Genomic DNA, 12,105 nt, shown 5'->3' with positions numbered 1-12,105 from the left:
CCCGTAATATGAATGGAGCGAGATGCAATGCCTGAAGAACTCATGTCACTAGATCGTGATGCTGATATTCAGGCTGTGAATTATACCCAATTTTTTCAAACAGCTTTATCTATCAGCCCTTTATTGAAAGGGGTGTTGGAAAGCCCAGAAAAAGCACCGTTTAATCCACAGCTAAACAACCAAATGGCAATGACGCAGTTGTATGATTATTGGAGAAACACACACCCAGAGGCTGGTTCTGCGTATTGGTTAACGCGAGGTTGGACGATGCTGATATGGCAACCATTATACCTCGCATTCATTGGTGCTTATGGCATACAGGGAGTTCCTAAATTAAGTTTAGTCGGTCAATTTCAGGGCGGGAATGGCATAGTCGCAGGGTTTAGTTTGACTAAAAACCGATTATTTACTGGTGAATTACAGGCGCTAATTAATTATGCAGGCAGCGAGTTAACATCACTGTTTACCGCTTTACGGGAACAGTTTTCACAGCAATATCGTTTACGCCCTGGTTTTGTGGCGCATTTGTTGGCTGACAGCGTATTGATTAACCTTATTGCATTTCAGCAATTACGCACCGATTTAGATGTGTATCAACAGGCTAAGTTGTGGTTTTCAGCGCTCGAATTACCAGATAAATACTTAAATGCTCTTTATAAAGAACCTAGGTCTAACTTATGGTCAGTTAAACGAATTAGCTGTTGCATGCATTACCGTCGTGACGATGGTGAGCTGTGTGCGAATTGCCCAAAGAATAAATAGGATACAAATGTTTGAATTAAAAAACGTTGTTGTTAACCGTGAAGGGCGCGACATATTGTCGATCGATAACCTCTGCATTGATAGCAATGAATTTACCGTGATCCTCGGACACAATGGTTCAGGTAAATCGACACTTGCACAAGTATTGGCTGGTCAACTTAAGCCTGATAGTGGCCAAGTGAAGTTTTCAGCGCAAATGATGACGGAGCTATCTACCAGATTGCTTGCGCAAAAAATAGCATTTTTACCTCAACGTTTACCTGAGGTGGCAGGGTTGACTGTTGAAGAGCTTGTGCGATTAGGCCGATTTGCTTGGCGTGGCACATTTGGCCGCTACAACCAACAAGACTCAGATATTATCACCACGGCTATGCAGCAAACCAACACTGCGCATTTCAGCAAGCACACCGCGGATACCTTGTCTGGTGGTGAACGTCAACGAGCATGGATTGCGATGTTATTGGCACAGCAATCCCAAGTGTTGATTTTAGATGAACCGACCTCTGCACTTGATGTTAGTCATCAATATGATTTGTTGTCGCTGCTGCAATCGCTTAACAAAGAAACTAAACAGGGGATAATTGTCATCTTACATGACATTAATCTAGCGCTAAGGTTTGCGACACAGGTTGTTGCGTTAAAGCAAGGCAAAGTGAGTTTTACTGGCGATCATAGAGTGCTATTAGATTGCCAGAATCTATCTGATTTATATGGCACTGAAATTACATTAATCGATCACCCTAGCCGAGACGAAAAGGTTGCTGTTGTATGTTAATAAGACAAAGAATAATGCAATGTATTAAAGTATTTATGACGACAGTATTGGTCGTTTTCCCGTTATTTTCACAGGCCGAAGTAACGGTAACAGATAGCCAAGGTAATAAGACATTACCGGACTACGCCCAACGAGTCGTGGTGCTTAATTGGGACCTAGCTGAGCAGATCTTAGAATTAGGAGTGATCCCGGTTGGTATGCCTGATATTGCCGGTTATAGAGAGTGGGTTGTTCAACCAACTGTACCTAATGAAGTACAAGACATCGGTACGCGCGTTGAACCTAATTATGAAAAAATAGCCTCGTTAAAGCCTGATGTTATTATTATTGCATCTCCTCAAGCTGATTTACAAAATCAGTTAGCGAAGATCGCGCCGGTATTATTTTATCAAACATTCAGTGCCTCGCACGATAATGCGCAAGCTGCATTAGATAACTTTAGCTATTTAGCGGGCGTGGTTAATAAACAAGATATTGCTGAAAAAAAGCTTGCTGAGATGAAGAGTAAGATCCAAGCGTTGAAGTCACGCTTATTACTTGCTTATGATGGAAACTTACCCGCAGTAACCACAATGCGCTTTGCAAGTACTACATCTGTGTTCCTGTACGGTGGCAATTCAATGGCTGAGTATGCATTAGATCAGCTCGGTATAAAGCCTGCCTTAGATTTACCCTCGACTCAATGGGGAATCGTCCAAAAGCGTATTTCAGACCTGCATACCATCACCGATGGCACGGTATTGTATTTTAAACCATTTGATCAAGAAGCGGCATTATCACGTTCTCGATTATGGACTTCGATGCCATTTGTACGCGCCAATCGCGTTAATAGTGTCGCGCCAAGCTGGAGCTATGGTGGTGCTATGTCGATTAAGTACACGGCAGAAGCGATAACTGAGAGTTTATTAGAATTAGCACCTACACAGGTTGATGACGTAAACCAGTAGTGCTTAGTTTGTTTAGTATTTACTTATAAATAATTTGTTATACGGGAAGAGAGATGTTGAGGTATTTAATGACAGCGCTGGCACTTATGCTTGCGCTGTTTTTATCGTTACAGTTGCAAACTGATATGACGATCACGAAACAATACGCATTAATAGCGGGCCTCGAGCCGCTCGAATTTGTTGAAGTTGACTTTGTTTATGCCGTGCTACCAAGATTAGTTGTTGCTATGTTAGTCGGCGCAAGTTTGGGCTTAGTCGGTAGTTTGATGCAGCAATTGACACAAAACCCTTTGTTATCACCTCTCACATTTGGTACATCTTCTGGTGCTTGGCTGGCGTTAGTATTAGCCGCCGTTTTTTTCCCTGATTTAGGCGTTGAAAGTAATACTATGTTTGCCTTGGTTGGCGCGCTATCAGCAATGGCATTAGTATTATTCATCACGGGCATAAATAATCTATCGGGCTTGCCTGTTATTCTGGCAGGTATGGCGGTGAATTTGTTACTTGGTGCTTTCGCGACAGCCGTGATTTTACTTAATGATCAATATGCTAAAAACTTGTTCATATGGGGCGCGGGTGATCTTGCTCAAAATGGCTGGGATTGGGTGCAATGGCTAACTCCAAGAATGTGCGTTGGCTTCGTCATTTTAGCGGTTGCGCCAAGAGTACTCACGTTAATGCGGATTGGTCAGCAAGGCGCTACTGCCCGTGGTTTGAGTATTATGCCTCAATTTTTGCTGTTATTACTTTTAGGAGTATGGTTAGTTTCCTCGGCAATTACCGCCGTTGGTGTGATCGGTTTTGTTGGTTTATTAACGCCGAACATTGCGCGGTATTTAGGTGCTAGAACGGCTCGGGATGAGCTTTTTTACAGCTTATTATTAGGCGCTCTATTTTTAGTATTAACAGATGCATTCGCGGTTTGGTTAAGTAAATTCACGTTGGATTTCATACCGAGTGGCACGGCTGCTGCCGTTATTGGCGCGCCTGCACTAATCTGGTTTAGCCGCAGCGCAGTCAAAGCGCAAGATCAAATGGTATTTCGCTTACCTCAAGGTATTAGTTATCTTAAAAAACGTGTAATAACGGCGATATTGGTTGGCCTTATTAGTTCGATACTGCTTGCGAGTTTGTTTGTTATGAAAGAGAGTAGCTGGTTGTTTTCATGGCCTGATGCATTTTCTTGGTCTATTCGATGGCCGCGTATTTTAACATCGTTAGCTGCAGGTGCTGGACTTGCTGTTGCTGGTACTATTTTGCAACGCTTGATTCATAACCCCCTTGCTAGCCCTGATATTTTGGGTATATCTGCAGGCGCTATTTTTGCGTTGGTATTTGCTAGTATGTTTTGGGGTATTACTATTTTTGAAGCAGGCCCGTTAGTTGCTTTTTCTGGTGCGATGGGGGCGTTATTGATTATCTTGCTACTTGGCAAAAAACACGATTACTCACCACCTAAACTCATTCTTACTGGTATCGCGTTGACTGCCTTAATTGAAGCCTTTGTGCAATTTGCATTAGCGCGAGGCAATGATGATGTTTATGGCATCCTCGTTTGGTTGGCCGGCTCGACTTATAGGGTAAGCGCCGAACAGTCGGTTACACTCGCATTTAGTGTGACGCTGTTATTACTGGTCGCATTTTCATTGTCACGCTGGCTCACATTAATATCTGCGGGAAGAGATATGGCATTTTCACGTGGTTTAAATGGTTCTGTTGCCTTTGTTTTATTACTTTGTTTGGTTGCCTTATTAGTCGCGTTTGTGACAGCCAACATGGGACCCGTTGCATTTATTGGCTTACTAGCGCCGCATATGGCAGCCATGTTAGGCGCTAAAAGTGTCAAACAGCAGCTTATCGTAAGCGCCTTGATTGGTGGTTTTTTAGTACAGTTCTCTGATTGGCTAGGTCAAGTGGTGTTGTATCCCGCACAGTTAGCTGCCGGCATTTTAGTTTCTATTATCGGTGGTAGTTATTTTATTTTATTATTGATTAAAGGACGTGTAAGTAATTATAATTAAATGATTATTTATCATAATAGGGAAGTGACATGATTTTAAGAAAAGCAACGGTAAATGACATCGATGGGATAAGTCAGCTAATTTCTACGCTGGTTATACAATATATTTTTCCGACTTGCAGCAAAGAGGGCGGTCAGTTAATTTTAAATTCGATGACACCAAATAATATATTAGCTTACCTTAAAGCTGGTTATGAGTATCATGTTGCGGAGATAAACGCTGAACTCGTCGGCGTCGTCGGCATTAAAAATAACAGCCATTTATATCACTTGTTTATTGCTGACTCCCAACAGGGTAAAGGACTATCAAGAACGCTGTGGGAGATGGCTCGAGATGTGTGTTTAGCGAATGGTAATACAGGCTATTTCACGGTTAACTCGGCTTTAAATGCGACAGGGGTGTATTTAAAATTTGGCTTTGAACCTACTTGTGGAGTTCGTGAAAAATTCGGTGTTAAAGATATGCCGATGGAATTGCATGTTACTCGTTAATTGATGCGCGATGAAGAACCGTTAATTATATTACGCTTTTAGAGTATTGAATTATTTTATTAACAAGTTAAAGTATGTAACAAATTAAAGATGCGTTAAGTAAGTACTTAGCCCCTTAAAATTTTTAATTCATTTTTAATTCATTTTTAATTCATTTTTAATTCATTTTTAATTCATTTTTAATTCATTTTTAATTCATTTTTGATGAAGTCAGAATAAGTTGTTCTATTATGAGAAATAATAACGGTTTTACATTAATTGAGTTAGTGATAGTTATCATTGTATTAGGTGTTTTAGCGGCGACTGCAATTCCAAAATTTATCAATCTACAACATGATGCTAGCCGTGCTGTGGTCCAGAGTATCAGTGGTACATTAAAAACCGCGATGGACTTTGTGAATGCGAGGAAAGAAATTGATAATGCAGATTTGAAAGTCGATTATAACGGTAATACTATCACGCTGGAAAATGGTTATCCCACGCCTGATGCTACACAAATGCGCTATTTATTGGATATGGATTTACCAACTAGTAATGCATGGACATTCAACTGGTTAACAGTACCTTGTGATGACTCTGAATTTTGTATTGTTGGTAATCGTGGCGTCGGTGACCAAGTTCCTGATGCACCGGGATTTGACTCTGGAAGTGCGGTATTCTTTTGGCCAAATGGCTATGTTCTCGATAGTTGTTTTGCTTATTATGCTAACTTAGAAATAGATGGAACCGCGCCTATCATAGGTTTTGTCGATACTGGTTGTTAGAGTTTTAATTCAATAGCAATAGCAATAGCAATAGTAATAGCACTAGCCCAGACTAGTGCCTCTTTTTTACCTCATTCTTCAAAAAGTTAATCCTCAGAGAACTATCTGTCATTAAAATGGTCTGTACTGCTTATGTTGGTTATTTCCATACGTGGATTATTGGGTGTTATATATGCGTATAATAGATAAGTCATTGTAAATACTATTTTAAAGGCTATAGTTGAGTAATAGTTTATTATGACTAGTCGGCTTGTATGCAAAGCATCACTAATAAGACAGGATATTAATAGGATGATTATATGAAGGGAATTATGGCAACGGCCGTTATTACTGGCTTATTACTTTCGGGTTGTAGCGAAGAACAGGTCGTTATACCCGAACCCGATTCACGGCCAGTGAAGCTGCAAGCAGTTGATGTTGGAATTAAAGATACGTTTCGAACATTCCCCGGCGTAGTTGAAGCGGGCGATAAAGCCGTACTTGCCTTTCGCGTTTCGGGCGTTATATCGTCGATGGACGTGAATCCTGGCGAGAACGTAGTGAAAGGGCAAAAGCTTGCTAGCTTGAACCAAGACGAGTTCTCATTACAGGTAGAACAAGCCCAAGCTAATTATGAACTCGCCTCTGTTCAATTTAAACGTGATGCTAAATTACGTAAAACCAACGTTGTTTCAGAACTCGCATTCGATACTTCTAAAGCTAAGCGAAATCAAGCCCAAGCGACACTAAGTAAACAAGAATCTAACCTGAGTTATGCGACATTGGTTGCACCTTATGATGGTACTTTATCATTATCGTTAAAAGAAAATCATGAATATGTCATGGCAAAAGAAGCGGTGGTTCACATTCAGCGTGCCGGTATTATTAACGTCACATTCCAATTACCTGAACAGCTACTCGCACGTTTCAATAACGACTATAGCCGTAGCCCTACCGTTATTTTTGATACAATTCCCGGTGTAGAGTTTCCTGCACAGTTTAAAGAAATCGATACCGAAGCGAATGCGACCAATTCAAGCTATAAAGTAACTTTATTTATGGATCGCCCTGAAGGTAAAAATATCCTTCCCGGTATGGCTGGTGCGGTCCGTATTGCACTGCCAAAAGGTAATTCTGGCGCACTCTCTCCGCAAGCGCTAATGAAAAAAGGTGATACATATTATGTATGGCAGATCGATGATCAAGGCATTGCTCATAAACGCGAAATTGAATTAGATGAAAATGGACGTGTGTCTAAAGGTCTGAATGATGGTGACAATGTCGCAATCTCTGGCGTTAACGAATTACGTGAAGGTCAGAAAGTAAGATCTTGGATCAAGGAACGAGGACTGTAACATGCATAAATTACCCTCTATCGTGATGGCGCTTGGTGTGATAACCGTATTACAAGGTTGTGATAAACCGATTATAGAGCCAAGACAAAAAGTACAGTTAGTTGAAATCACGACCGTTCAGCTAGCTGAAGATTCGGCGAGATTATCGTTTCCTGCAATCGCAGTTGCTGCGGATAAGTCTAACTTGTCTTTTCGTTTACAAGGCGAGGTTATATCGGTGACAGTACGACCAGGTGACCAAGTCGAGGCCGGACAGATTCTTGCGCAACTTGACCCGACTTATTACCGTTTGGAAGTAGATGATGCTCAAGCTGAGTACGCGATTGCAGACAGTCAATATAGCCGTTCGGCTAAACTGGTTGATCAAGGTTATATTGCACCATCACAATTTGATGAGCTTAAAGCACAACGTCGTATTGCCAAGGCAAGATTGGATATCGCTAAACTTAACTTGAGTTTTACGGAACTCAAAGCACCAATCACCGGTATTATTTCCCATGTGCCGGTTCAACAATTTGAAAATGTACAAATTGGTCAACAGGTGATGAATATCCATAGTACAACGAGTGTGGATATCCAATTGCAAGCGCCGGATATTATTTACTCGAAAAGCTCAGCGACTAAAATTGAAGAATCGCGACCTGGTGCTAAGATTATTACCGCCGATGGTCATGAATATAGTGCCCATCTAAAGGAGTTCACCACTGAACCCGATCCTAATATTGGTTCATTCGTTATTACGCTCACGATGCCAATGCCGACAGACAGATTTATTCTCGATGGCATGGCTGTTGAAGTGCATGCTGATGCGCAAAAATTAAATATCTATAAGAAAGATGAGCCCTTTATACCATTCGAAGCGATTGTAAATGAAGATGGTGACGACTTGAGTTTAACGCAGAAGTTCGTTTGGGTTGTTAAGAGTGATAATACCGTGAGTAAACGTCAAATTGTGACAGAGAAAGTGGTCAACAATGGTGTGCGTTTAAGTTCTGGTTTAGCGGTTGGCGAAAAGGTTGTGATTGCTGGTGGTAATCGCTTACGTGAAGGTCAATCAGTTAAAATACTCGATGAATCAATAGCTCATTCAAACAAACCGACAGAGGCTGGACAATAATGAAACAAGATATCGCAGCCTATTTTATTAAAAATAAAGTGATCAGCTGGATGCTCACACTCATCTTCTTAATTGGCGGTTCGATGGCCTTTTTCGGTCTCGGCCAATTAGAAGATCCTGAATTTACCATTAAAGATGCAATGGTTGTTACTTCTTATCCTGGCGCTACACCGTTACAAGTGGAAGAAGAGGTGACTTACCCGCTGGAAAAAGCTATTCAACAATTAACCTATGTCGATGAGGTTAATTCCATTTCCAGCCGTGGATTGTCACAAATTACAGTGACGATGAAAAACAATTACGGCCCTGATGATTTACCACAAATTTGGGATGAATTACGCCGTAAAGTCAATGATATCAAATCACACTTGCCACCAGGCGTTGCTGAGCCATCAGTTATTGATGATTTTGGTGATGTTTACGGTATTTTACTGGCGATAACGGGTGACGGTTATTCTTACAAAGAACTGAATGATTACGTTGATTATTTACGTCGTGAGATTGAACTGGTTGACGGTGTAGGTAAAGTTTCAGTAACCGGTGTACAGCAAGAACAAGTCTTTATTGAAATGTCGATGCAGCGTTTAAGCAGTTTAGGTATTTCGCCATCGACTATTTACAATACGTTAGCAACGCAAAACCTCGTATCAAGTGCTGGTGCTATGCGCGTTGGTTCTGAATATATCCGTATTCATCCAACGGGCGAATTTACTGATGTTGATGCGCTTGGTGATTTGATCATTACCGACACGGGTGCTCAAGGACTTATTTACTTACGTGATGTAGCGACGATCAGCCGTGGCTTTAAAGAAGTCCCTGATAATCTGGTCACTTTCAATGGTAAAGTCGCGCTGAATGTCGGTGTATCGTTTATTTCTGGTGTGAATGTTGTTGAAATGGGTAAAGGCGTTTATGCGCGTTTAGCTGAGTTAAAAGAACAACAACCAATTGGTATCGATATTGATGCGGTTTATAGCCAGCCTGATGAAGTAGATAAATCAGTGAAAGGATTCCTCGTGAGTCTGGGTCAAGCCATTGGTATTGTTATCATTGTGCTGCTGCTATTTATGGGCGTGCGCTCTGGTGTACTTATCGGACTGATCTTATTGCTAACTGTATTGGGTACGTTTGTATTCATGAACTTGATGGGCATTGATTTACAGCGTATTTCACTTGGTGGGCTGGTTATTGCACTGGGTATGCTGGTGGATAACGCCATTGTCGTGGTCGAAGGTATCTTAATTGGGGTCCAGAAAGGTCGAACTCGCCTGCAGGCTGCAACCGATATTGTCACCCAGACTAAATGGCCTTTGTTAGGCGCAACCGTTATTGCTGTTACTGCATTCGCCCCAATTGGTTTATCTCAAGATTCAACGGGTGAATATACCGGAACGCTATTTACTGTTTTACTTATCTCTTTGATGTTAAGTTGGTTTACTGCGATTTCTATTACGCCTTTCTTTGCTGATATGTTCTTTAAAGGCATGAAGGTTGATGCAGATAGTGCCGAAAACGACCCATACAAAGGGATAGTGTTTGTTACTTATAAACGAATATTAGAAACGTGTATGAAATATGCGTGGACAACGGTGTTCTCATTAATCTTGATGTTAGTTGTTAGCTTGTATGGTTTTACCCAGTTAAAACAATCATTTTTTCCGTCATCAACAACACCTATGTTTATGGTTGATGTTTGGTTACCGGAAGGGACTGATATTCGCGCAACCAGCGAAAAACTGCGTGAACTTGAAATCATGGTCAGCAGCAATGAAAAAGTAGCGCATGTATCTTCAAGTACAGGTAAAGGCTCTCAGCGCTTTATGCTAACTTATTCACCAGAAAAAAGTTATGCGTCTTACGGTGAATTAATTATTCGAGTGGATAGCTACGATGACGTCATGCCAATGATGGCTGAGGTGAGCGAGAAACTCGATTCTTTGCATCCAGATATTGAATATAAACTCAAGCGTATCGCATTAGGTCCTTCTTCTGGTGCTAAAATTGAAGCGCGTTTAGTAGGCTCAGATCCAACGGTATTACGTGGTTTGGCACAACAAGCTATCGATATTATGCGTGCAGACCCTGGGGCATTTTATGTGCGTCACGATTGGCGTGAACGAACTAAAGTGATTGAACCTGTCTTTAATGAAAGTCAGGCACGTCGTTATGGTATTACTAAGTCAGATGTTGATGATTTACTGCAAATGGCATTTTCTGGCCTTACGGTTGGTCTTTATCGTGATGGCACGAGTTTATTACCTATCGTTGCTCGCTTGCCTGAAAATGAGCGTGTGGATATCAGTACGATTGAAGGCATGAAAATTTGGAGCCCAGTACTGAAAGGTTATGTGCCGTTACAGCAAGTGATATTAGCGGTTAATGTCCGTTGGGAAGACCCAATTGTCGTGCGTAAAAACCGTAAACGTATGCTTACCATTTTTGCTGACCCTGATCCATTAGGTGAAGAAACGGCTGCGACTTTACAAAAACGTATCCAACCGTTAGTAGAAGCAATGGATTTCCCACCGGGCTATTCGCTCGAATGGGGTGGTGAATATGAATCATCAGCAGATGCACAAGCATCGTTATTCCAGACGATGCCAATGGGTTATCTGTTTATGTTCTTAATCACTATTTTCTTGTTTAACAACGTGAAAAATGCGGTGATTGTATGGGCGACGGTACCACTGGCCATTATTGGTGTGACGATGGGGCTACTCGCCCTTAATACACCTTTTGGTTTCATGGCGTTACTCGGTTTCTTAAGTCTGTCAGGGATGCTGGTTAAAAATGGTATCGTATTACTTGATCAGATTGAAATTGAGATCCACAGTGGTAAAGAAAGATATGAAGCGGTTGTTGATGCTGCAGTGAGTCGTGTTCGTCCGGTTTGTATGGCGGCGATTACGACAGTATTGGGCATGGTGCCGTTACTACCGGATGTATTCTTTAAGCCAATGGCAGTGACCATTATGTTTGGCTTAGGGTTTGCGACTGTACTAACTTTACTTGTTGTACCTGTACTTTATCGCATGTTACATCGCTTAAAAGTACCTGAGGTAGTGGGTAAGTAATACCGACCATTTTCTTTAATAATAATAAAAACAAGCGCCTATATGGCGCTTGTTTTGTATGTGTGTGTCTTTTTTACTCTCAAAAGAGAGTATATGATCACCACCTCATAGAGTCGTCAAATGATTTTACCCTTGTGGTTGCCTTTAGTGGCATATTTAATGCGCCGATGAACCGGCGCAGCAGTCACAGCCTTGTCATTGTTCTGACCGCCACGGTCGCAATAATCGCCTTTTTGAGTGGCAGTTTTATACTACTTTTTGTTATTATATGAATAACAAAATAAATACATTCATACATTCATAGATACATCGGTGAGCAAAATAAAAAAATCAAAAATGTTTAACACTATCGGAACAATTCTTATTATTCTATTTGTAATTGTTTATTTAAAAACAGATTTAATTCAACAATTAACTGCATTTACGGCTTCATTTTCAGTTGCTCAGCACATGCTTGCTGGTGTGATTCTATGTGTCGGTCGATTAATATTTGGGTTTTTAACTGCTATCTACTCGTCAGTGCTTGGCGAATATACTTGGGCTGACGGTATCAACATTTTCATCCTAAGCTGGTACGACAGTGTTGTTATTGCTATTAAATTTTGGGTTCTAATGTTTGTTCTATTCATATTTAGAATCGGCACACTATAATTAATAATTAATAATTAATAATTAATAATTAAAATAACAACAAAAAGCACTCAAATGAGTGCTTTTTATATCAGAAATGTAGAATAATATTATTATTTTGTTTTTTTATCCGACATTCCACACCCCGTTTTATGCATAAATTTGTTGATATGTGGGCCCATACAATCAA

At 40.9% G+C, this 12,105-nt stretch carries 10 protein-coding genes; all 10 read left to right on the top strand.

What is annotated here, in order from left to right; translation table 11 throughout:
• The first annotated feature begins 27 nt into the window (after positions 1–27).
• Positions 28–762 carry a siderophore ferric iron reductase gene (locus A923_RS0109660; protein WP_017221471.1) on the top strand — a complete coding sequence of 245 codons (735 nt, stop codon included), beginning with the start codon at positions 28–30 and terminating at the stop codon, positions 760–762.
• 7 nt (positions 763–769) lie between these two features.
• Positions 770–1,537, top strand: coding sequence for an ABC transporter ATP-binding protein (locus A923_RS0109655; protein ID WP_017221470.1), 768 nt, complete (start codon positions 770–772; stop codon positions 1,535–1,537).
• Positions 1,531–2,484 carry an iron-siderophore ABC transporter substrate-binding protein gene (locus A923_RS0109650; RefSeq protein ID WP_026006172.1) on the top strand — a complete coding sequence of 318 codons (954 nt, stop codon included), beginning with the start codon at positions 1,531–1,533 and terminating at the stop codon, positions 2,482–2,484. The genes A923_RS0109655 and A923_RS0109650 overlap by 7 nt, the downstream gene beginning before the upstream one ends.
• A gap of 53 nt (positions 2,485–2,537) precedes the next feature.
• A complete protein-coding gene (gene fhuB / locus A923_RS0109645; RefSeq protein WP_026006171.1) occupies positions 2,538–4,505 on the top strand; it encodes a Fe(3+)-hydroxamate ABC transporter permease FhuB in 1,968 nt (655 codons plus the stop codon).
• Between the two features lie 29 nt (positions 4,506–4,534).
• The gene (locus tag A923_RS0109640) at positions 4,535–4,996 is read left to right on the top strand and encodes a GNAT family N-acetyltransferase (RefSeq protein WP_017221467.1); all 462 of its coding nucleotides are present in this window, start codon (positions 4,535–4,537) and stop codon (positions 4,994–4,996) included.
• A 230-nt stretch (positions 4,997–5,226) separates the two neighbouring features.
• Positions 5,227–5,760: a type II secretion system protein gene (locus A923_RS0109635; RefSeq protein ID WP_017221466.1), complete on the top strand. Its 534-nt coding sequence runs from the start codon at positions 5,227–5,229 to the stop codon at positions 5,758–5,760.
• A gap of 299 nt (positions 5,761–6,059) precedes the next feature.
• Positions 6,060–7,094: an efflux RND transporter periplasmic adaptor subunit gene (locus A923_RS0109630; protein ID WP_017221465.1), complete on the top strand. Its 1,035-nt coding sequence runs from the start codon at positions 6,060–6,062 to the stop codon at positions 7,092–7,094.
• A 1-nt stretch (position 7,095) separates the two neighbouring features.
• Positions 7,096–8,211: an efflux RND transporter periplasmic adaptor subunit gene (locus A923_RS0109625; protein ID WP_017221464.1), complete on the top strand. Its 1,116-nt coding sequence runs from the start codon at positions 7,096–7,098 to the stop codon at positions 8,209–8,211.
• Positions 8,211–11,285, top strand: a complete 3,075-nt coding sequence (locus tag A923_RS0109620; RefSeq protein WP_017221463.1) for an efflux RND transporter permease subunit — start codon at positions 8,211–8,213, stop codon at positions 11,283–11,285. Before A923_RS0109625 ends, A923_RS0109620 begins: the two co-directional genes overlap by 1 nt.
• A gap of 336 nt (positions 11,286–11,621) precedes the next feature.
• Positions 11,622–11,936 (top strand): hypothetical protein, encoded by a 315-nt coding sequence (locus A923_RS0109615; protein WP_157532810.1) that lies wholly within the window; start codon positions 11,622–11,624, stop codon positions 11,934–11,936.
• Positions 11,937–12,105 lie beyond the last annotated feature (169 nt).

The organism is Moritella dasanensis ArB 0140 (assembly GCF_000276805.1).
GTDB classification, from domain to species: Bacteria; Pseudomonadota; Gammaproteobacteria; order Enterobacterales; family Moritellaceae; genus Moritella; species Moritella dasanensis.
This window is presented reverse-complemented; position numbering and strand designations above follow the sequence as displayed.